Annotated in this window: 20 protein-coding genes and 1 pseudogene; 14 read left to right on the forward strand and 7 right to left on the reverse strand. The window is 64.6% G+C overall.

All coding sequences use genetic code 11. The features are described 5' to 3' along the window. Nucleotides 1–69: 69 nt before the first annotated feature. Complete coding sequence (locus tag IAE40_RS15445; RefSeq protein ID WP_197889526.1) at nt 70–681, reverse strand: FMN-dependent NADH-azoreductase; 612 nt, start codon at nt 679–681, stop codon at nt 70–72. 133 nt (nt 682–814) lie between these two features. On the opposite strand from IAE40_RS15445, the gene IAE40_RS15450 reads away from it, so the two are divergent. Together IAE40_RS15450 and IAE40_RS15455 are read left to right on the forward strand one after the other, a co-directional pair. Next, the gene (locus IAE40_RS15450) at nt 815–1,717 is read left to right on the forward strand and encodes a LysR substrate-binding domain-containing protein (protein ID WP_112898011.1); all 903 of its coding nucleotides are present in this window, start codon (nt 815–817) and stop codon (nt 1,715–1,717) included. Beyond that, nucleotides 1,710–2,072 (forward strand): MmcQ/YjbR family DNA-binding protein, encoded by a 363-nt coding sequence (locus IAE40_RS15455; protein ID WP_200603484.1) that lies wholly within the window; start codon nt 1,710–1,712, stop codon nt 2,070–2,072. The genes IAE40_RS15450 and IAE40_RS15455 overlap by 8 nt, the downstream gene beginning before the upstream one ends. Nucleotides 2,073–2,090: 18 nt before the next feature. Here the strand turns inward: IAE40_RS15455 and IAE40_RS15460 are convergent, their stop codons facing one another. Further along, nucleotides 2,091–2,525 (reverse strand): DUF1294 domain-containing protein, encoded by a 435-nt coding sequence (locus IAE40_RS15460; protein WP_200603485.1) that lies wholly within the window; start codon nt 2,523–2,525, stop codon nt 2,091–2,093. After that, entirely contained in the window at nt 2,525–3,355 is an 831-nt protein-coding gene (locus tag IAE40_RS15465; RefSeq protein ID WP_054893935.1) for an undecaprenyl-diphosphate phosphatase, read from the reverse strand. The genes IAE40_RS15460 and IAE40_RS15465 overlap by 1 nt, the downstream gene beginning before the upstream one ends. A 399-nt stretch (nt 3,356–3,754) precedes the next feature. Between IAE40_RS15465 and IAE40_RS26090 the strand changes: the two are divergent. The 11 genes and pseudogenes from IAE40_RS26090 to IAE40_RS15515 form a co-directional block, all read left to right on the forward strand. Beyond that, nucleotides 3,755–4,426, forward strand: a pseudogene (locus IAE40_RS26090) (cache domain-containing protein); the annotation flags it as partial. 138 nt (nt 4,427–4,564) lie between these two features. Further along, the gene (locus IAE40_RS26095) at nt 4,565–5,299 is read left to right on the forward strand and encodes a methyl-accepting chemotaxis protein (RefSeq protein ID WP_370671098.1); all 735 of its coding nucleotides are present in this window, start codon (nt 4,565–4,567) and stop codon (nt 5,297–5,299) included. A 95-nt stretch (nt 5,300–5,394) separates the two neighbouring features. Continuing rightward, a complete protein-coding gene (pnuC, locus tag IAE40_RS15475) occupies nt 5,395–5,961 on the forward strand; it encodes a nicotinamide riboside transporter PnuC (RefSeq protein ID WP_054893933.1) in 567 nt (188 codons plus the stop codon). Continuing rightward, on the forward strand, nt 5,958–6,479 hold the full coding sequence (locus tag IAE40_RS15480; RefSeq protein WP_200603486.1) for an AAA family ATPase: 522 nt from the start codon (nt 5,958–5,960) through the stop codon (nt 6,477–6,479). The genes pnuC and IAE40_RS15480 overlap by 4 nt, the downstream gene beginning before the upstream one ends. Before the next feature lie 331 nt (nt 6,480–6,810). Then, the gene (locus tag IAE40_RS15485; RefSeq protein WP_063544474.1) at nt 6,811–7,263 is read left to right on the forward strand and encodes a hypothetical protein; all 453 of its coding nucleotides are present in this window, start codon (nt 6,811–6,813) and stop codon (nt 7,261–7,263) included. A 2-nt stretch (nt 7,264–7,265) separates the two neighbouring features. Further along, nucleotides 7,266–7,847, forward strand: coding sequence for a hypothetical protein (locus IAE40_RS15490; protein WP_054893966.1), 582 nt, complete (start codon nt 7,266–7,268; stop codon nt 7,845–7,847). A 51-nt stretch (nt 7,848–7,898) separates the two neighbouring features. Further along, nucleotides 7,899–8,864, forward strand: coding sequence for a hypothetical protein (locus IAE40_RS15495; protein ID WP_054893930.1), 966 nt, complete (start codon nt 7,899–7,901; stop codon nt 8,862–8,864). Between the two features lie 60 nt (nt 8,865–8,924). After that, nucleotides 8,925–9,605 carry a C39 family peptidase gene (locus tag IAE40_RS15500; protein ID WP_200603487.1) on the forward strand — a complete coding sequence of 227 codons (681 nt, stop codon included), beginning with the start codon at nt 8,925–8,927 and terminating at the stop codon, nt 9,603–9,605. A 35-nt stretch (nt 9,606–9,640) separates the two neighbouring features. Continuing rightward, the gene (locus IAE40_RS15505; RefSeq protein WP_054893928.1) at nt 9,641–10,387 is read left to right on the forward strand and encodes a hypothetical protein; all 747 of its coding nucleotides are present in this window, start codon (nt 9,641–9,643) and stop codon (nt 10,385–10,387) included. A 46-nt stretch (nt 10,388–10,433) separates the two neighbouring features. Next, a complete protein-coding gene (locus IAE40_RS15510; RefSeq protein ID WP_054893927.1) occupies nt 10,434–11,714 on the forward strand; it encodes a transporter in 1,281 nt (426 codons plus the stop codon). 145 nt (nt 11,715–11,859) lie between these two features. Then, nucleotides 11,860–14,055 carry an LTA synthase family protein gene (locus tag IAE40_RS15515; RefSeq protein ID WP_234465166.1) on the forward strand — a complete coding sequence of 732 codons (2,196 nt, stop codon included), beginning with the start codon at nt 11,860–11,862 and terminating at the stop codon, nt 14,053–14,055. Nucleotides 14,056–14,111: 56 nt separating this feature from the next. Here the strand turns inward: IAE40_RS15515 and IAE40_RS15520 are convergent, their stop codons facing one another. Continuing rightward, the gene (locus IAE40_RS15520) at nt 14,112–15,437 is read right to left on the reverse strand and encodes a sigma-54 dependent transcriptional regulator (protein ID WP_125930165.1); all 1,326 of its coding nucleotides are present in this window, start codon (nt 15,435–15,437) and stop codon (nt 14,112–14,114) included. Nucleotides 15,438–15,769: 332 nt separating this feature from the next. Between IAE40_RS15520 and IAE40_RS15525 the strand changes: the two genes are divergently transcribed. After that, nucleotides 15,770–16,039, forward strand: a complete 270-nt coding sequence (locus IAE40_RS15525) for a hypothetical protein (protein ID WP_054893924.1) — start codon at nt 15,770–15,772, stop codon at nt 16,037–16,039. Nucleotides 16,040–16,141: 102 nt separating this feature from the next. Here the strand turns inward: IAE40_RS15525 and IAE40_RS15530 are convergent, their stop codons facing one another. The 3 genes from IAE40_RS15530 to cobN are packed head-to-tail and all read right to left on the reverse strand — an operon-like array spanning nt 16,142 to nt 21,559. After that, nucleotides 16,142–16,756: a vWA domain-containing protein gene (locus tag IAE40_RS15530; RefSeq protein ID WP_234465167.1), complete on the reverse strand. Its 615-nt coding sequence runs from the start codon at nt 16,754–16,756 to the stop codon at nt 16,142–16,144. A gap of 53 nt (nt 16,757–16,809) precedes the next feature. Next, complete coding sequence (locus IAE40_RS15535) at nt 16,810–17,808, reverse strand: ATP-binding protein (RefSeq protein ID WP_200603489.1); 999 nt, start codon at nt 17,806–17,808, stop codon at nt 16,810–16,812. 1 nt (nt 17,809) lies between these two features. Next, nucleotides 17,810–21,559, reverse strand: coding sequence for a cobaltochelatase subunit CobN (gene cobN / locus IAE40_RS15540; RefSeq protein WP_200603490.1), 3,750 nt, complete (start codon nt 21,557–21,559; stop codon nt 17,810–17,812). Nucleotides 21,560–21,562 lie beyond the last annotated feature (3 nt).

Consider the following 21,562-nt stretch of genomic DNA (forward strand, 5'->3'; position numbering starts at 1 on the left):
ACCCCCCTAAAAACCCACCAAAACCCGGCGGGCCCCCCCGGGCCACCCCGGGCTTTTTCGGGGTTCGGATCAGGCTGCGGCGAACAGCTCGTTGGCAATCTGCGCCTGGGCAGCGTCGATGGCCTTGCTGCGATGCTCAGGGCCATACGCCAGGCCGTGGGCGCGGACGATTTCCAGGTCGGTGATGCCGATGAAGCCCAGGAACACCTTGAGGAAGTCTTCATGGCCGACGCCGCTTGGCTGGCCCTGGTGCAGGCCACCGGCAGTGGACACCAGCACGACTTTCTTGTCGCCGCACAGGCCTTCCGGGCCCGCTTCGGTGTAGCGGAAGGTCTGACCGGCGACGGCCACGCGATCGATCCAGGCCTTGAGCTGGGTCGGCACGGTGAAATTGTACATCGGAGCACCGATCACCACGGCGTCGGCGGCGAGGAACTCGGCCAGGGTTTCGGCACTCAGGCGGGCTTCGTGGGCCAGGGCGGCGTCACGGGCTTCTTCGGGGGTGCCGGCGGCAACCAGGGTCGCGGCCGAGAAGTGGCTGATGGCATCGGCAGCGAGGTCGCGGTAGATGACTTCGACGCCAGGATCGGCGGCCTTCCAGGCATCGACCACTTCGCGGCTCAACTGGCGGGAGGCGGAATTGTCGCCCAGGATGCTCGAATCGATGTGCAACAGTTTCATGGGACTCTCCTGTGAATGAAGACCGCGGCGGTGGGCGATCACGATGGAGAGAATCCTACACAGGCGACGAATAGCTGATTAGTCGGCAAAAATGCGTTAGTTTGTTCCACTGATGGAACAGTGAGATATCCATATGCAAGACCTCAACGACCTCTTCTACTTCGCCCGAGTGGTCGAGGCCGGTGGCTTCGCCGCCGCCGGGCGCCAGTTGGGCATCCCCAAGTCGCGCCTGTCGCGGCGTATCGCCGAACTCGAGGAGCGCCTGGGCACGCGCCTGCTGCAGCGCACGACCCGGCAACTGAAGCTGACCGCCGTCGGTGAACGTTACCTGCACCACTGCCAGGCCATGCTGCTGGAGGCCGAGATGGCCGACGAAGCCGTCGCCAGCATGACCAGCGAGCCGCGTGGACGCCTGCGGGTGTCTAGCCCGGTAGCCCTGGCACATGCCTTTTTACCCGACATCATCAGCCGCTTTCTCGCCCAGTACCCGCTGGTTCAACTGGAGATGGTGCTGCTCAATCGCCGTGTCGACCTGATCGCCGAAGGTATCGATGTGGCGCTGCGGGTGCGCGACCTGGGGGACGAGGACCCGGCCCTGGCCACCCGCCGCTTGCGCCAGGCGCAGATGTACTTGGTGGCAGCACCTGGATTCGCCGACGGGCTCGAGCACCCGTCGCAATTAGCGGGGCTGCCGGTCCTGGGAGCAGCGGATGCCGATCGCCTGGTGCACTTTCGCCTCATCGGGCCTGGCGGTGAGGAGCAGGAGATCGCCCTGGAACCGCGCCTGACCATCGATGACTTCGTTGTGCGCAAGGCCTCGGCCCGTGCAGGCCTGGGCTTCACCGCCCTGCCAAGCAACTATTGCGAAGAAGAACTGGAAAGCGGTGAACTGGTGCACCTGCTGCCGGAGTGGTCACTGCCAGGGGGTTACCTGCAGGCAGTGTATCCGCACCGACGGGGTGTGTTGCCTGCGGTGCGAGTATGGATCGATCACCTGGCAGCCTCGTTCGAGGCCTGTGGAGAGCGTTATGTCTGAACGACGCATCAGCCCCGAGCAGGTGGCAGCGTTCTGCCTGAGCCTGCCCGGCGCGCGGGAGGATTACAAATGGGGCGGAATCCGGGTGTTCTCGGTGGCCGGCAACAAGATGTTCGCCGTGCTTGACCTGCCGGGAGCAGGCTTGATGTTCAAGGTCGCCGACGAGCTGTTTCTCGGTTATTGCGACCGTCCCGGCGTACGCCCGGCGCCTTATCTGGCGAGGGCGCGCTGGATCAGCATGCTGCCTCCCTACCCCATGGGCCGGGAGGAGCTGACCGATCTGCTGCAGCGTTCGCACCAGCTGGTGGTGCGACGCTTGCCCAAGCGCTTGCAGGTGGGCTTGTTGGCGGATTGAGGATTGCGCGGCGCTCGCTCAGCCCATCAATCCCAGCCAGCGCCCACCCAGCACCAGGCGATCCAGCCAGAACACCTGGTGCAACGCGACGATTGCCCAGAACACCATCTGGTACGACAGCTTGCGGGTCTTGTGCCGGAACAGTTGCTGCGCCAGCAAGGCCCCCGGCCAACCGCCGAGCAACTCGCAGGCATGGAGGATTTTCTCTGGCGTGCGCCAGGCCTGGGTGCGGGCCTGCCGCTTGTCCTGCCAGTACAACAACAGGCAGATCAGACTGGCCGCCGGATACAGCGCCAGGGGCAGCCAGGACTGGCCGCTCCAGGCCATCTGCGCCACCCCCACGCCCGGTAGCAGGCACAAGACCAGCAGCACCAGCAACTTCAGACGCAGGTTGCGCACGCCCTCGCCTGCCTGGCCAGCGTCGCGCCGCCCGGCACTTTGCCCGCGTGCCATCAGCCGTGCGCCGTGGCCCAGTCAACCCAGCCGAACTGCCAGGTCGCCAGGATCAGCAAGCCGAAGGCAATGCGGTACCAGGCAAAGACCGCGTAGCTGTGGTTGGCGATGAACTTGAGCAACGCACGCACCGCGATCATGGCGAAGATGAACGACACCACGAAGCCGATGGCGAACACCGGCAGGTCGGCCGGCTGGAACAGGTCGCGGTACTTGTAGCCCGAATACACCGCGGCACCGACCATGGTCGGCATCGCCAGGAAGAACGAGAACTCGGTCGCGGCCTTGCGCGACAGGCCGAACAGCAAGCCGCCGATGATGGTCGAGCCCGAACGCGAGGTCCCCGGGATCATCGCCAGGCACTGCACCAGGCCAACCTTCAGGGCATGGGACCAGCGCATGTCATCGACATGGTCGACCTCGATACGGTGATCGCGGCGCTCGGCCCAGAGCATGATGAAGCCACCCACCACCAACGCCACCGCCACGGTGATCGGGTTGAACAGGTACTCGTGGATCAGGTCGGCGAACAGTACGCCAAGCACTACCGCCGGCAGGAAGGCGATCAGCAGGTTGGCCGTGAAGCGCCGCGCCCTGGGCTGGCTCGACAGGCCGAATACCACTTCGAAAATCTTGCTGCGAAACTCCCACACCACCGCCAGGATCGCGCCCAGCTGAATGATGATGTTGAACGCCATCGCGCGCTCACCGCCAAAATCGATCAGGTCGGCCACGATGATCTGGTGGCCGGTACTGGAAATCGGCAGGAACTCGGTCAAGCCCTCGACGATACCCAGGATGATTGCCTGGAAGGCACTCCAAAAATCCATCAACTCCCCCAATGGACACTGCTCCTGGCAGCACCCTAGTTCTTTTCGATTACAAATATTCACCGCACGCGCGGCGACGCGTGTTTTACAGCCTTCGTTAGTCACAACACCAGCGAAAAAGTGCGCCGCGGCTAAAGGTTTCATCTTGCGCGGCCGAAATCCTATCAGAGGCCCCGCACGAAGGCTTGCGCGGGATGCAACATGGATTGTCGAGCGCGGCACTTAGCCGTTGGTCGACTGGGTTGCCGGCATCCGGTCATGGTTGGATGCTGCTCATATAAAAAGAACAAGACATGGAGTGACCTTTTGATGAAGACCTTGAGATCGATGTCGATCAGCCGTCGTCTGTGGCTGATCCTGCTCGTGGCCGTCGCCATGCTGTTGGTCCTGGGGCTGCTGATGCTGCGCCAGATCCATGGCGACCTGTACCAGGCCAAGGCGCAGAAGACCCAGCACGTGGTCGAGACTGCCGTGGGCGTGCTCGCCTACTACCAGGGGCTGGAGGCCGCCGGCAGCCTTGATCGGCAAAGCGCCCAGCAGCAGGCGCTGCAGGTGGTGCGAAGCCTGCGCTACGACAAGGATGACTATTTCTGGATCAACGACCTGCAACCGAAGATGGTCATGCATCCGGTCAACGCCAAGCTCGATGGTCAGGACCTGTCGGCGATCCGCGATCCTGACGGCTTTGCCGTGTTCAACGAGATGGTGACCCTGGCCAAGGCCCAGGGCGCAGGTCCGGTCAACTACCGCTGGCCCAAGCCCGGCGCCAGCGAGCCGGTGGCCAAGACCTCCTATATAGAACTGTTCAAACCCTGGGGCTGGATCATCGGCTCGGGAGTCTACGTCGACGACGTCCAGGACGAATTCGCCCGCCAGGTCCGCGAGGCCTCGCTGGTCGGGCTGGTCATTGCCCTGGTGATGGGGCTGGTGGTGTGGCTGATCGCCCGCAGCATCGCCCGTCCGCTGCACGAGGCGGTGCAGGCCATGGGCAACATCGCCAGTGGCGAGAGCGACCTGACCCGCCGCCTGGACACCCACGGACGCGACGAAATCACCCACCTGGGCGAGTACTTCAACCGCTTCAACGGCAAGCTGCAGGGCGTGGTCGGCCAGTTGCAGGGCACAGCCCATGCCTTGGCCCAGTCTGCCGGGCACGTCGGCGACAACGCCGGCAGCGCCCAGCAGCGCAGTGCCCAGCAATCATTGCAGATGGACCAGGTGGCCACGGCGGTCAACGAGGTCACCTACGCGGTGCAGGATGTGGCAAAGAACGCCGAGCAGGCGGCCGTGGAAATGCGCGCCGCGCAGCAGCAGGTCGGTCAGGGCCAACAGGCGATCCATGGCAGCCTGCAGCAGATCGACCGGTTGTCGGCGACCATCGATCAGGCCCAGGGGGTGATCCGCGACCTGGCCGGGCACAGCACCAAGATTGGTGGCGTACTGGAAGTGATCCGCTCGATCGCCGAGCAGACCAACCTGCTGGCCCTCAACGCCGCCATCGAGGCCGCCCGCGCTGGCGAGCAGGGCCGCGGCTTTGCCGTAGTCGCCGACGAGGTACGTCTGCTGGCCCAGCGCACGGCGCAGTCCACTGCCGAGATCCAGACCATGATCGAGCATCTGCAGGGCCAGTCGGATGCCGCCGTCCGGGCCATCGACACCAGTAGCGAAGCATCGCGCCAGACCGTCGAACAGGCCCGCGAAGCCGGCACCAGCCTTGCGGCCATCGAACAGGCACTGCATACCCTGGCAGCGCTGAACACCTCGATCGCCAGCGCCACCCTGCAGCAGTCCCATGTGGTCGAGGAAATCAACCGCAACGTGCTCGACACCGCGGGCCTTTCGCAACAGACCGCCGAGGCGGCGCGCCAATCCAGCGATGCCGGTGTTGCCCTGGCCCGCCTGAGCGAGGAGCTCGAGCAGTTGCTGCGTCAATTCAGGGTCTGACCTCCAGGGGGCGCTACGGCGCCCCTTGTTGCAGAGATTCACCTTCCCCTGCCCTCAAGCTACAATCGCGCCCTTTCCCTTCCGAAGGATCGCCGATGTCCGGCCTCGAACTCTTCGCCGCCGCGCTCGGCGTCATCGCCGTCTGGCTCACGGTCAGGCAAAACATCTGGTGCTGGCCGATCGGCCTGGTGATGGTGCTGCTCTACAGCTGGATTTTCTACGACGTGAAGCTGTATTCGGACATGCTCCTGCAAGTGGTCTATGCCGTGCTCAACCTCTATGGCTGGTGGCAATGGACGCGGCCGGACCGCGTCGAGGACGCGCGCCGGGTATCACGCCTGGACACTGCCACGGTGCTGCGCGGACTGGGCTTGGGCCTGCTGGCGAGCGCAGCCCTGGGGGCCGCCATGGCCCACTGGACCGACGCCGCCCAACCCTGGCTGGATGCAGCGCTGACCGGGTTCAGTCTGGTCGCGCAGGTGTGGATGGCACAGAAACGCCTGCAATGCTGGGCGTTGTGGTTCGTGGTCGATGTGATCTTCGTCGGACTGTTCCTGTACAAAGGCTTGTACCTGACCGCCGCGTTGTACGCCCTGTTCACCCTGATCGCCGTGCGCGGTTGGCTGGAGTGGCGGCGCGATCCGGCGCTGGCCGGCGCATGAAGGTCCTGGTCCTGTGCGGCCCTGAATCCAGTGGCAAGAGCTGGCTCAGTGGCGAGATCCAGCACCGTTTCGGTGGCATCACCGTCGGCGAATACGTACGCCATTTCATCGACACCGAGCAGCGCGATACCTGCTACGCCGATATCCCGGCCATCGCCCGCGGGCAACTGGCCTGGGAGGACGAGGCGCGGGCAGCCTCGCCTTCGCTGCTGATCCTCGATACCCACCTGCTGAGCAACATGTTGTGGAGTCGTGTGTTATTCGGCGACTGCCCTGCATGGCTGGAACAAGCGCTGCTGGCCAGGCACTACGACCTGCACCTGCTGCTCAGTCCCGAGGGTGTGGAATGGATTAGCGATGGCCAGCGCTGCCAGCCGCGGCTTGAGGAGCGCCAGGCGTTCTTCGATGACAGCCTGCACTGGCTACAACAGCATCGCCAGCCACTGCGGGTGATTGACGGGGACTGGCAGCAGCGCCGGGATGACGCGCTGGCGGCGGTGGCCGAGCTCATGGGGTGAGCCCAGCCCGGCCCCTCAGCCCGGCCGGGCTGTTAACTCACTGATACACCCACTCGCCATCAAACCCCTATTGCCGGGGCCTTTCCCACACTTTCGTGGGAACTGTCACAGTGCTGATACACCCCCTCCGCATCCCGCCAGATCGCCCGTGCTTCAGCCCTTGACGGGCGGCGACCCGGCACCTTGTATCAACGCTGATACAGCAGAAAACCGGCACTGCCACCCCCCTCGCACAACCCACTGATAAATCGGCAAAAAGCAAAACCGGCACGGCTTTCGCTCTCTGTTCTGGCAACGCTCAAGGGCCAGCGCACAGAAAGGGAGCACCGCCGTGGGGAACCAGCACAACACACTGCCTGCACTGCTCGTTCTGGCTTGCCTTGCCGCCACATCGATTGCACCGCCGGTCTTCGCTGGTGGCAACGGGGTGATCGTCCTCAATCGCGATGTCCAGCCGCGTCAGGCTGATCGCCGAACCGGCACGCCAGACCCCTACCCGACCACCGCCAACACCAACGAGTCGGCACGCATCCAGGCCCAGACCAACAACGAACTGACCGATGGCGACTTCGCCAGCGTCGCCAGCGGTTCGACCGTCAGCCGCATCTTCCAGCCCGACAACTCCGGCAACCTGCGCGGCATGGGCACCGCCCAGTCGCAATTGCCCGGCATGCCCGGCGGTTCCGGTGCAGGGGCGTCCGGCGCCAACAGCATCTCCAACACGGTCAACCAGAACGTTCAGCGCGGCATGGCGCCGCTGCAGATCCTGACCCGGGGCCAATGATCATGCAGACCCTCAACCTCTCTCTGCTGTGCCTGGCCCTGGGCTGCAGCGCAAGCGCCTTCGCCGGCTCCCCTGTGGTCGACAACGCCACCCTCGACGCCAGTGGCCGCGCCTACCAGGGCAACCTCAACATCAACCAGGCCGCGGGTGACGCCCTGCAACAGGCCAACGTGAAAGCCATCGCCATCGGCACCGAAGGCCAGGCCAGCACGCAGATCCGCCAACGCAGCGACTTTCGCGCCAACAGTGCGCTCGACGCCCACGCCAGTATCAATGGCAATGCCTTCAGCAACGGCAACGGCATGCTGGGCATCAACCAATCGGCGGGCGCCGCCACGCAGCAGGCCAACGCGGTGCGCATCAGCATCAGCGCAATTGCACAGAGCATCGACGACAGCATTCTCAGCCAGCAGAACGTCTCGCTGGCCAACAGCTCCGACGCAACTGATCACACACCCGGCAGTCGCCAGGTCACGACCAGTGACCAGGCCTTCACCGGCAGCCGTGGCGTGATCCAGTTGAATCAGAGCGCCGGGGTGGGCAACCGAATGGCCAACACCCTGAGCGTCCGGGTCGCAGATTGACCCGATCAGCAACACAACACTTAACAACGAAAATATAAGCGGAGAAACACCATGAAACCAAAAATGGCACTCAAGCCTCTGGTATTCGCCCTCGCTGCGGTCATGGCAGTTGCTGCACAAGCCGGCGGCCGTGGCAACGACAACCACGGCGGCCACAACAACGGCCATAACAACAACGAAAGCCTGCTGCTGTCCCTGCTGGTGAACGCCGGTTCTGCCGCTACCGTTCTGGACACCCAGAACAACTCCGGCAACCGTGTGCTGAACCAGGGCACCCGCAACGATGCCCGCATGGACAACTCGGCCAACGGTTCTCAAGGCAACCTGGGCGCCAACGTCGCAGCCGGCGACGGCAACCAGCAGGACAACGTTGCCGCGATCGCCACCGCCGATGAGAACTTCATCTTCGGCAGTGCCGTGGCCATGGCTCAAGCCACTCAGACCAACAGTGGCAACACCGTCAAGAACTACTCCACCTCCAACAACGCCAACCTCACCGGTTCGGCCAACGGCAGCTCCGGCAACATCGGTATCAACGTGACCGCCGGGGACTTCAACCAACAGAAAAACAACATGGCCATCGCCGTGTCCGGCGGCCGTGTCGCTGCCGCCACCGGTGCAGCCAACCAGAACGTCGGCGGCCTGAACGTCACCAACAAGGCCGACCGTACCTACAGCAAGGAAACCCTCACCTCCACCTTCGCTGCCTACGGCCACTACCAAGGCAATGGTTACGGCTACGTCGAAGACGAAAGCAGCCGCGATCGCCATGGCAACACCCATGTCGACAAGGACCCGCTGAAGTTCCACGAAGAAGGCACCTTCGGCCTGGCCGGCGTTGCCTCCTATCAGGTCCTGACCCCCACCGGCTGGCGCAACCCTGTGACCAACAACGCCAACCTGAGCAACTCGCTCAATGGCGTGTCGGGCAACGTCGGCGCCAACGTCTCGGCCGGCAGCGGCAATCAGCAGACCAACTCGCTGTCCATCGCCGCAGGTTGCAAAGCCTGCATGTAACAGCAGCCGATCGGGGCCCTTCGGGGCCCCTTTCCCTGTCTCTACCCGGTGGAGAAGGTCATGCGCATTGTCCTGCTTGCCACACTCCTGTTCCTGGCCGGTCTCGTAGAAGCGGCACAGATGCCGATTGCCGCCTTGCCAGGCGGCACCCTCGTCTACAAGCCGGTGCAGAGCCTGCGTGAGCGGCGCTTCGCCGACCTTGTGCAACAGAAGACCGATTTCAGCTGCGGCGCCGCCGCCCTGGCCACCGTCCTCAAGCAGGCCTACTGGCTCGACGTGGACGAACACCAGGTCATCGAAGGCATGCTCGCCCATTCCGACCAGGACACCGTCAAGGTGCAGGGATTCTCCATGCTCGACATGAAGCGCTACGTCGAAAGCATCGGCATGCGCGCCCGGGGCTATCGGGTCGAACCCGACACCCTGGAAAAGGTGAGCATTCCGGTGATCGTGCTTATGGACATCCGTGGCTACAAGCACTTTGTGGTGCTGCAGCGCATCGACAAGGGCTGGGCCTATATCGGCGACCCTGTCCTGGGCCACAAACGCTACAAATTCGATGATTTCCTCAAAGGCTGGAACGGCATCATCTTCGCCGTCATCGGCCCCGGCTACGACAAGGCCAACGCCCTGCTCGACCCGCCGGCACCTCTGACCGCGAAGAACCGCGTCAACGGTTTCTATCCGGTAGAAGACGCGCAACTGATGGAGTTCGGTTTCATCCAGAGCGATTTCTTCTGACGATTACAAGGGGCACGAAGTCCCGGGGAGCAGCGATGAAGACTACCACCTGGCTGGTCGCAGCATGCCTGGCTGCCAGCCTCCCCGCCCACGCCCAGGTGTTCAAGCCCATCGAGGTCAAGGACCAGGAGCTTGCCCAACTGCGTGGGAAATACGTGATGCCGGGACGGATCATCAGTTTCGGTGTCGTCATGAGCAGCACCTGGCAGAACGCCGCCGGTGATCGCATCGGCGCCACGACGACCCTGCAGGTCCAGCAGAACGTGATCAAACCGCAGTTCTACGTGTCGATGACCGGCGAGAACGGCTCGGGCAACGCCCCTGGCCGCGGCAATGGCCTGGTCAACGGCGGCGCAGGCCTGGTCAACACTACCCAGGGCGTGACCCAGTCGGTGCGCGCGGCCGGCGACAACAACAGCGCCTATAACGATGTCGCCATCAATGTTCGCGAGGCCAGCCAGGTCGCTGATGCCGGCGTACCGCAAGGCCAGGTCCTGGCCGCAGGCACCACCCTCAGCACCAGCAACAACGCCGGCACGCTCAGCGTCTCGAACAGTGGCAGCGGGATCCAGATGGCTATCCAGGCCAACAACAATCAAGGGCAAAGCCTGCAACGCCTGGCCGATGGTGGGCTGCTCCAGGCAACCACCTTGCTGGGCGGCAGCAACGCCGTCAGCAACCTGACACAGCTCAATGTGGTGCTGCGCGACAACCTGCCTTCGGCAGGTGCGCTGAACTGCAATCTTGATCAACTCAAGGGCCTTCGTGTTTCAGGATATTGATCTACGCTTCGTCTCAATCATCGCAGTTGGAAGGGACGGCTAACTTATGCATCGATCGTTGTCATTGGGGGCAGTTGTCTGCCTGGGGACCTTGGTACCATCGTCACTGCTCTATGCAGCCAGTGACCCTCAGGTAGACGCGCTGAAAGCCGAACTGGCTGCGCTCAAGCAGCGCTACGAAGCGCAGCAACAGGCGCTGATGGTGCTCGAACAGCGCGTTCGCCAGGTCGAAGAGCAACCCGCCGCCCCACCCCCCAAGCGCCTGACCCGCTCGCCGGCCTCCGAGCCGCGCAACAACCAGGCGATCGCCGCATCCGGCGGCAGCGGTTCATCCTATGGCGAGTCGCTCAAGGATGATTCGGAGCCGGCGCAGAGTGTGTCCAACCTCTACGACGAAGCCAGTGGCTTCTTCGGTGGCGGCAAGTTCAGCGTCGAGACCGGCATTACCTATGCCCGCTACGACACCCGCCAACTGATCCTCAACGGCTTCCTGGCGCTGGACTCGATCTTCCTGGGCAACATCAACCTGGACCGGATCAAGGCCGACAACTGGACGCTCGACCTTACCGCGCGCTACAACCTCGACAACCGCTGGCAGTTCGACGTGAACGTGCCGATCGTCTACCGCGAGTCGACCTACCAGTCCGGGGGTGTCGGCGGTAACGCCCAGGGCATTTCCGAACGCACCATCACCCGCGACCCAACCCTTGGCGACGTCAACTTCGGCGTGGCCTACAAGTTCCTCGACGAGTCGGAGAACACCCCGGATGCGGTATTCAGCGTGCGGGTCAAGGCACCGACCGGCAAGGATCCGTTCGGTATCAAGCTGCTGCGCGACACCGAGAACGACAGCCTCAGCTACCCAGAAGACCTGCCCACCGGCAACGGTGTCTGGTCGATCACCCCAGGCATCTCGCTGGTCAAGACCTTCGACCCGGCAGTGCTGTTCGGCAGCCTGTCGTACACCCACACCTTCGAGGATTCGTTCAGCGACGTCAGCTCGACGATCAACCAGAAAGTACCGGGCAAGGTGAAGATCGGCGACAGCTTCCAGATCGGTGCAGGCGTGGCCTTCGCCCTCAACGAGAAGATGTCGATGTCGTTCTCGGTCTCGGACCTGATCGCCCGGCGCTCGCGGATCAAGTCCGCGGAAACCGGCGACAGCTGGGCCGACGTCAAGAGCAGCGATGCTAACGCCGCCTACTTCAACGTCGGCATGACCCTCGCGGCCACCGACAACCTGACCATCGTGCCGAACCTGTCGATCGGCCTGACCGACGATGCACCGGACTTCACCTTCAGCCTGAAATTCCCCTACTACTTCTGATCCATCCAGCCCGGGGGCGCCTCGCGCCCCTGCACTTCAATTGGTAACCAACCTTGTCGCGTCCGGCCTTCCCGTGAGGGGGCTGTTATGATGCAGCACATTTTTGTGACTGTTTCATGGCAAGGAAGGACGTTTCGTGAAGAACATGCTTGGCCATCCCCGCGCTCGGCTCGCCACCCTGGCAGTGCTGGTCGTGGTGATCCCCCTGGCCGCCCGCGCACTGCTGGGTTGGTCCGATCCGCTGGGGTACCTGTCGGACCTGGCGATCGGCATCCTGCTGGTACTGCTGTTGCAGCGCAGCCCCTGGTGGCTGGCGCTGCCGGTGCTGCTGGCATGGGGTGGGCTGCTGGTGGCTTCGGCCGAGCTGGTCAGTGCGGTCGGGCGCCTGCCGAACAGCAGCGATCTGGGCTATCTGTTCGACCCACAGTTCATGGAAAACTCCACCGGCGGAGCCCTTGCTCACCCCTGGCTGCCCTGGACCCTCGGTGCCGGCCTTTTCGTCTGGCTGCTGACCCGCTGGCTGCAGCGCGGCCAATCCGCCCCGGCGTTGCCACGTGCGGCCTGGGCCGCCCCTGCAGTACTGCTCGCCGCGCACTGGGGCAGCGAGCACCTGATACCGTCCGATGCCGACCAGTGGCGTCAGTACAATCTCTCCCATCAACTGCTCTCGGCAGGCACCAGCGACCTGCAACTCAAGGCACAGGCCTGGCTGGGCCACGACCTGACGGTCACACCGCTGCCCAGCGCCGGCCTGACCCAGGCCGACCTCGACGGCCGCAGGCTGTTCGAAGCCCCCGGCAGTGCAAGCAACCTGCTGGTCATTACCCTCGAAGGGATCCCCGGCGCCTATGTGCGCGCCAACCGGCAAGCCCTGCACAGCCGTTTCGATGACGACCTGATGCCCAACCTCAGCCGCTGGGCCGAACGCGGCATGAACACCCCCGATTATGTCCTGCACACCCATCAGACCATTCGTGGCCTGTACGCCATGCTCTGCGGCGATTACGACAAGCTCGCCAACGGCACGCCCAAGGGTGTCGAGCTGCTGACCCAGGACTTGCGCAACCAGGCCTGCCTGCCCGCACAATTGCGCCAGGCCGGCTTCAGCACCCACTACCTGCAGGGCGCCGGCCTGCGCTTCATGGCCAAGGACCGGATCATGCCGCACATCGGCTTCGACTCGGTGCACGGCCTTGAGTGGTTCCGCAACGACAACTACCTCGAGTTCCCCTGGGGCAAGGACGACAAGGCCTTCTTCGAGGGCGCGCTGGGCTATGTCGGTGAGCTGCGCAAACAGCGCCAGCCGTGGATGCTGACCCTGCTCACGGTCGGCACCCACCAGCCCTACTCCGCACCAGACGATTACCTGCAACGCTACGACAGCGCCAAACAGGCGGCGGTCGCCTACCTGGACGACGCCCTGGGCGCGTTCCTCGACACCCTGGAGCGCCAGGGCGTGCTCAAGGACACCCTGGTGGTCATCACTTCGGACGAGTCCCACGGCATCGACGGGGTGCGCCTGGCCTCGTCCTGGGGCTTCAACCTCACCCTCGCACCCGAACAGGCACAGTTGCCGAAGATCAAGCACGGCACCTACGGCCATGTCGACCTTGCCACTTCGCTGCTCGACTACTTCGCGCTGCCGATTCCCGCCGCCCTGGCCGGCCGCTCGCTGTACCGCGACTACGACAGCGGCCGGGAAATGATCTCTTTCACCAACGGCATGCTGCGTTACCACGATGGCCGCGGCACCTTCAGCGAATGCGACTTCCAGCAACGCTGCCGACGCTACGCAAGCGAGGGATTCATCGCCGACCAGGCGCAGTTCCTCGGCCGCGGCGAAGCCCCGCTGGGGCGCCAGATCACAGCGCTGGCCGGCGTGCTGGACCAATCGTTGCTGCAAACCCCGTTGAACCTGCGCTACCAATTTGGCGGGCCGTCGGCCATTCCTCTGCACAAGCGCATTCGTGATGACTGGGCCGACAATCTGATCGGCGCGCAGTACCTGGAAATGCCCCAAGGCTCGTACACCCGGGTGCGGGTCAAGGTGCGCTCGCTCGACCCTGCCCACCGGGCGCACATCCAGCTCAAGGCCAAGCAGCAGGAACAGGACGTACCGCTGGGGTTGCCCGAGGAGATCCTGGTCACGGCCGACCAGCCGATGGAGCTGGAGTTCGGCTTCGACAACCCCATCGAGCGCAAGGCGTTCTCCTTCCACCTGCTCGGCTATGGCGGGGGTGAAGTGGAAGTCAGCGATTTCAGCGTGATCACCGCCCTGCCGGGAGAAGAGGACTTGATCGAGGAAATACAGGACGACGGCCACATCGCGCAGTCGAGTTGAATCAAAAGCGGCGTGATCCGTGCCAGGCATCGCGGTGTCCTTTTCGCGGGCAGGATTCAGCGGATCTGATGCTTGTGCAGCAAGCGGTAGAAGGTCGGTCGGGACACCCCCAGCACCTTCGCTGCGATGCTCATGTTGTCACTGTGGCGGTTGAGCACATCGCACAGCGCCTGGCGTTCAGCCCGGTGCTTGTAGTCTTCCAGCGTCCCTAGCGGAGCGTCGGCTTCCTCCAGCACCTGCAACCCCAGGTCCTGCGCCTCGATCTGCCGCCCCTCGGCCAGCACCAGTCCGCGACGTACACGGTTGGCCAGTTCGCGTACGTTGCCCGGCCACTCGTGGCGCCCCATGGCCGCCAGGGCATTGTCGCTGAACGAGCGTGGCCGTCGCCCGGTTTCCAGGCTGTAGAAATGCGAGAAATGGCTGGCCAGCATCGACAGGTCACCGTGGCGGTCACGCAGAGGCGCAGTCACCACTTGCAGAACATTGAGCCGATAGTACAAGTCTTCACGAAACCTGCCACGCTCGATCGCCTGCTCCAGGTCCACGTGGGTCGCCGCCAGCACCCGCGCATCCACTGGAATCGGCTGGCTACCGCCGACGCGCTCGATGTGCTTTTCCTGCAGAAACCGCAACAGATTGGCCTGCAACTCCAGAGGCAGGTCGCCAATCTCGTCGAGGAACAGCGTACCGCCGTGCGCCGCCTCGATACGCCCGACCTTGCGTTGATGCGCGCCGGTAAAGGCGCCTTTCTCGTGGCCAAACAGCTCGGACTGGATCAGATGCTCGGGGATAGCCCCGCAATTGATGGCAATGAATGGCTTGTCATGCCGCTGCGACTGACGATGCAGCGTACGCGCCACCAACTCCTTGCCGGTGCCGCTCTCGCCACGGATCAGTACGGGCGACTCGGTCGGCGCCAGCTTGCCGAGCAGCTTGCGCAACTCGCGGATGGGTCGGCTCTCGCCGAGCAGTTCGTGCTCGGGCTCATCGACCCGCACTGCCCCCTTGCCCCGCAGGCGCGCCATGCCGAACGCCCGCCCGAGGGTGACCTGCACCCGGGAAACATCGAATGGCAGGGTATGGAAGTCGAAGAACCACTCACAGACGAAATCGCCGACGTTCTGCATGCGCAACTCTTCGGCGCTGAGCACGGCGATCCATTCGGTATTGCTGCGCTTGATCAGATCCTTGACGGCATCCTGGTGACGCAGGTGCGAGGCCTGCAATCGCAACAGGCCGACGTCACAAGGATGTTCGAGCGCAGCGCCCAGGGTGCAACTGCGCACATCCCAACCGGCGCCCCGCAGGCCCGGCAGTAGACGGTGGCAATCGTCGCAGGGGTCGACAATCAGCAGACGGCGTTGGGATGCAGGTTCAAGCATGACCTATCCTTGGCGCCAATTTTCAGTTTTTTAATTAGAAACAGTAAGTTGCGGCGCCCGAATTAACAGTAGCAACGAACCTGACGGTGCCCACTACCGTTTGTCTGCCAAATGCCGTCACACAAAGCGAACCTGGAATTTTTGCCAATAACCGGCGTCACAGGCGGCACATACAACGGATAACTTTTACCGTTATAAAAAAATTTTCGACTGCCATGTGACTTCACCCACGACCCGGAGCATCAGTACCAATAACCCCGCGCTGCAATCGTTCATTTCTTTACCCGCGCGGACACACATTTGCTGTTTGGGACTACAAGAGAGACCGAACCATGAATGCCCCGCTCCGTGTCAACGAAGCACTGCTGATCGCCGACCACGCCTTCGAACCCTTCCAGTGCGTTGCCTGGGATGCACCCAACGGTACTGGTGAACTGAGCCTGGCAGTGATCGACCGGACCAGCACCCGCATCGGCAGCAAGCAGGTATCCTCGCGCATCTATTCGGACCCGGCACAATGGGCCAGCCTGATCGAGGAAGTCCGCGCCGAGCTGTTCGAAAAAGGCTACGACCTGCAACCCTGGTCCATGCCCAAGGCATAACTTGCCGTTGCACAGGTGCGCGTCTTGTCGCGCACTTGTGCAACTTTCCCCCTGCCGCTTCGGCAACTTTCAGTTTGTGCGACTTATTGTCGCGCGCCCACTTTATTCAACAACGCTGAACTGCTCGACATGCTGGTAATCCGCCTGCAGTTGCGCAGCGAGTTGCCGTGCCCGCCCCAGGCGCACCGGCGCCGTTTCGATATCGACCAGCACGCAGGCACAGGGCATGGGCTGCACAGGCTTCCAGCGTTGCAGGCGACCGTCGGTCAGCACCAGGCAGCGCTGGACCTCCCCGGGGTGCGCTTTGCCACGGCGCAGCAACCACTGGCGCGCCTCTTCCAGGGCCGCGAGCAACGGCGTGCCGCCCCCCGCCCCGAGCGCACGCAGCCAGGGCTGAAGCGCAGCCGAAGCCTTCAGGCCATGACGCTGCCACTGTGGCGTGCTGCCGCTGGCGGTCAGCAACGCCAGGCGCGCACGCTGGCGGTAGGCCTGGTCGAAGAAGGTCTCCAGCAGCCCCTTGGCTTGCGCAAGGGATTGGTGGCGGCGGGTTGACGCCGACGCGTCGACGATCACCAACCACAGTTCCGGCGGCTGTCCACGGCGTTGCTGCCAGCACAGGTCCTCGACACGGCGCGGCCGCCCCTTGAGCAGGGTCGGCAGCCAGGCGACCCGACCGTCAGCGGCTGCACGGGCGCGTCCACGGCTGGCTCCTGTCAGTTTTCCGGCACGGGGCCTGGCATCCGCCGCTGAACCACTTCGTGCGCGGATGCTCAGGGCTTTTTTGCCCAGTTCGGCACCTCACGCCGGGCACCTGCGCTCACCGGTTGTGCCTCCATTGCCCCCCAGTCACCTTGTCCACTCGGGTCTTGCGACTGCTGGCCGCCCTGAGGTGGCGTGTTCGAGCCAGCGGGCGGCTCTGCGCTACGGCGGCGATGGCGCAAGGCAAATTCGGCCACAGCCTCTACATCTTCCTCGCCGATGGCCGCAGCACCGCGCCACGCGGCATGGGCGCGTGCCGCCCGCAACCAGACCAGGTCGGCACGCAGGCCATCGACACCCGCAGCGAAACAACGCTCGGTGATCCAGGCCAGCGCCTGGTCGTCCAGGGCGATGGCCGGCAGGCGCTCACGCGCGTGCTGGCAGCGGTCGCGCAACTGCGCCTGGGCCGCTGCCCACTGCGCGCAGAACGCCTCGGGGTCGCTGTCGAATGCCAGACGGCGGCGGATGATCTGCTGACGGTCGTTCGGCTCAGGCGTGCCTTCAAGGGCAATGTTCAAGCCGAAACGGTCGAGCAACTGCGGACGCAGCTCGCCCTCTTCCGGATTCATGGTGCCGATCAGCACGAAACGCGCGGCGTGACGGTGCGAGATGCCGTCGCGCTCGACACGGTTGGTGCCGCTGGCCGCCACATCCAGCAGCAGGTCCACCAGTGGGTCGGGCAGCAGGTTGACCTCATCCACATAGAGCACCCCACCATCCGCCTGGGCCAGCACGCCCGCCGAGAAGCGTGCCTTGCCCTGCCCCAGCGCAGCATCAAGATCCAGAGTACCGACCAGCCGCTCTTCGGTCGCGCCCAGCGGCAGGGTCACGAAAGGGCCTGCGCCGAGCAGGTCGGCCAGGCCCCGGGCCAAGGTGCTCTTGGCCATGCCACGCGGACCTTCGATCAGCACACCGCCGATCTTCGGGTCGATGGCGGTCAGGCACAGCGCCAGCTTGAGGTCTTCGGCACCGACCACGGCGGCCAGGGGAAACTGCAGGGGTTCGGTCATTTCAGGCCTCTTCCTCGCCGTCGAGCAACTGCTGCTCGAGGGCCTCGCGGTAATCGCCCGGCGCCTGCCACAGACCGCGCTGCTGGGCTTCCAGCAACCGTTCGGTCAGATCGTGCAAGGCGTGCGGGTTATGCTCGCGCATGAATGCTCGGGTCGCCGGATCGAGCACGTAGGCATCGGCCAGCGACTGGTAATGGTGATCGTCGATCAGGTGAGTGGTGGCATCGAAGGCGAACAGGTTGTCGACCGTCGCCGCCAGTTCGAAGGCACCTTTATAGCCGTGACGCTTGACCCCGTCGATCCATTTCGGGTTCAGCGCACGCGCGCGGATCACCCGGTTCAGCTCCTCCTTGAGGGTGCGGATACGCGGGCGATCGACCTGGCTGTGGTCGCCGTGGTAGCTGGCGACCGTGGCGCCGGCCAGGGTTTCGGCAGCTGCGAGCATGCCGCCCTGGAACTGGTAGTAGTCGTTGGAGTCGAGCAGGTCGTGCTCGTGGTTGTCCTGGTTCTGCAACACCACCTGGACCTGCCCCAGGCGCTGGGCGAACTGGGCCCGTGCCGGCGTGCCTTCATCGGCAGCACCATAGGCATAGCCGCCATGGTTGAGGTAGACCTCGGCCAAGTCGGCGCGCCCCTGCCAGAGGCGTCCGTCGATGGCGTTCTGCACACCCGCGCCATAGGCACCCGGCTTGGCGCCGAACACCCGCCAACCCGCCTGACGCGAGGCCTGCTCGGCATCGACACCCTGCGCCAGCAGCGCCGCGCGCTCGGCACGCACGCGGGCAGCCAGCGGGTTGAGGTCGTCCGGCTCATCCAGCGCCGCCACGGCCTGTACCGCCGCGTCGAACAGGCGGATCAGGTTGCCGAAGGCATCACGGAAGAACCCCGACACGCGCAAGGTTACATCGACCCGCGGGCGATCGAGCAGGCTCAGGGGCAGGATTTCGAAGTCATCGACCCGCTGGCTGCCGGTGGCCCATACCGGCCTCACCCCCATCAGCGCCATGGCCTGGGCGATGTCATCACCGCCGGTGCGCATGGTCGCCGTGCCCCAGACCGACAGCCCGAGCTGACGCAGGTGATCACCATGCTCCTGCAGGTGGCGCTCGAGGATCAGGCTGGCCGAGGCAAAGCCCAGGCGCCAGGCGGTGGTGGTGGGCAGGTTGCGCACATCCACGGTATAGAAGTTGCGTCCGGTAGGCAGCACATCCAGACGCCCGCGACTGGGTGCGCCGCTGGGGCCTGCCGGCACAAAACGCCCGGCCAAGGCCGCGAGCAAGCCGTCGATCTCGGCGGCGCCACAGGCATCCAGGTTCGGCGCGACTTCGTCGGCGAGTGCCTGCAGCACGGCATGCACCGCCTGCCATTGCGCGGTATCGGGTGCTGCCAGGCGCCCTTCGATCAGGGCCAGGGCGAGTATCTCCAGACGTTCACGGGTATCGCCCTGGGTGCGCCACAACGCAGCATCCAGCGCCTGCAGCAGCTCGGGACGCGGCCCTTGCCAAGCCTGGCCAAGATCGCAGTCCAGCGGGTCGAAGGCCAGTTCCAGAGCACGTGCCAGCGCGCGCAGCAGGCTGGCATTGCCGCCGCGGCCGTCACCACGATCGACCCGCAGCAGCGCCAGCAGCGTATCGCTGCGCAGGCGCCCCTGCGGCGACTGACCAAAGACATGCAAGCCATCGCGAATCTGCGACTCTTTCAAGTCGCACAAATAAGTGTCCAGGCGCGGCAGCCAGACAGCCGCATCGTCCAGTTGCCCTTCGAGCTGCAGGTCACGGTCGATATGGTTGGCCTTGACCAGCTCGAGAATGTCGCGCTGCAGTTCGCGGGCGCGGCGTGGGTCGAGCAACTGCGCCTCGTAATACTCGTCGGCCAGCTGTTCAAGATGCCGCAGCGGCCCGTAGGTTTCGGCGCGGGTCAGCGGCGGCATCAGGTGATCGATGATCACCGCCTGGGTGCGGCGCTTGGCCTGGGCACCTTCACCGGGATCGTTGACGATGAACGGGTAGATGTTCGGCAGCGGGCCAAGCAGCGCATCCGGCCAGCACTCGGCGGACAGTCCGACACCCTTGCCGGGCAGCCATTCCAGGTTGCCGTGCTTGCCGACATGGATCAGCGCATCGGCGGCAAAGCCGTTGCGCAACCAGAAATGGAACGCCAGGTAGCCGTGCGGCGGCACCAGGTCCGGGTCGTGATACACCGCGCTCGGGTCTACCTGATAGCCCCGGGCCGGCTGGATACCAACGAAGGTCAGGCCGTAGCGCAGACCGGCGATCATCATCCGGCCGTTGCGGAACATCGGGTCTTGCTCAGGTGCGCCCCAGCGTTCCCGCACCGCCTGCTGGTTGGCTTCGGGCAGGCAGGCGAAGGCCGCGAGGTAGTCGTCCAGGGACAGGCTCTGGGCACAGGGACGCTGGTCGAGGTGGTCCAGGTCGTTGGTCACGCCGCCGAGCAGTTCGTGGATCAGCGCCGTGCCCGTCTGCGGCAGGCCCGCAACCGGGTAGCCCTCGGCCTGCAGGGCATGCAGGATGTTGAGCGCGGCGCCCGGCGTGTCGAGCCCTACGCCATTGCCGATACGCCCGTCGCGGGTCGGATAGTTGGCCAGCACCAGCGCCACACGCTTCTGGGCATTGGGCAGTCGCGCCAGCTCGACCCAGCGCCGCGCCAGTTCGGCGACGAAATCCATGCGTTCGGGATGGGCCTTGTAGCAGACCACATCGGACTGGCTGCGCTCGCTGCGCCAGGCCAGGTCCTTGAAGCTGACCGGCCGGGTGATGATGCGCCCGTCCAGCTCCGGCAAGGCGATGTGCATCGCCAGGTCGCGCGCGCCCAAGCCCTGCTCGCTGGCTTCCCAGCCGGGCTGGTTGTCCTGGGCGCAGATCGCCTGCAACACCGGCACGTCGCGGCGCAGCGGGCGCAGGTTGGGCCGCTCCGGGCTGGACAAGGCAAAGCCTGTGGTGTTGATCACCACCTCGGCGTCGACCTCGTCGAGCCACGCCTCGACCTGTTCCAGACAGGCCGACTCCTTGAGGCTGGCGACTGCGATCGGCAATGGGTTCAGCCCTGCCGCCTGCAAGCGCTGGCAGAACACATCGATGAACGCGGTGTTGGCGGCCTGCAGGTGCGACCGGTAGAACAGGATCGGCGCCACCGGATGCTCCGGGTGCCACTCGGGGAACCAGTCTTCAAGCCCCGCACTGGGCTTGCCGGGGTGGTAGACCGTGGTGCGCGGCAGCGGCTGGGGTTCGTCCCAGGCATAGTCGCGCCCCAGCCACTGGCTGGCCAGGCAATTGAACAGGTTGACCGCATTGGCCTTGCCGCCCTGGCGCAGGTAGTGCCAGAGCCGCTCGGCCTGCTCGGTCGGCACCGTGCCCAACTGCGTCAGCTCAGGGTCGGGGCGGTCATCGCCGGGCACCAGGATCAACTGCACGCCACGCGCCGCGAGTTCGACCAACTGTTCTACGCCATAGCGCCAGTAGCCGACACCGCCGTGCAGCGACACCAGGATCACCTTGGCGTGACGCAACACCTCGTCGATGTACAAGTCGACGGAGGCGTGGTTCTGCACCTGCATGGGGTTGGCCAGGCGCAGGCTGGGGAAATCGTCCGGCAACTGCTCGGCGGTTTCGGCGAGCAGTGCCAGGTGAGAGTCGCCGCTGCAGAGAATCACCAGCTCGGCGGGCGTCTGGCCAAGGTCGGCAATGCTGTCGTCCGGCACGAAGCCGCCGGGCTGGGTCCGCAGCAGGTGCATGGA

It is taken from the genome of Pseudomonas sp. S44, from assembly GCF_016624805.1.
GTDB classification, from domain to species: Bacteria; Pseudomonadota; Gammaproteobacteria; order Pseudomonadales; family Pseudomonadaceae; genus Aquipseudomonas; species Aquipseudomonas machongensis.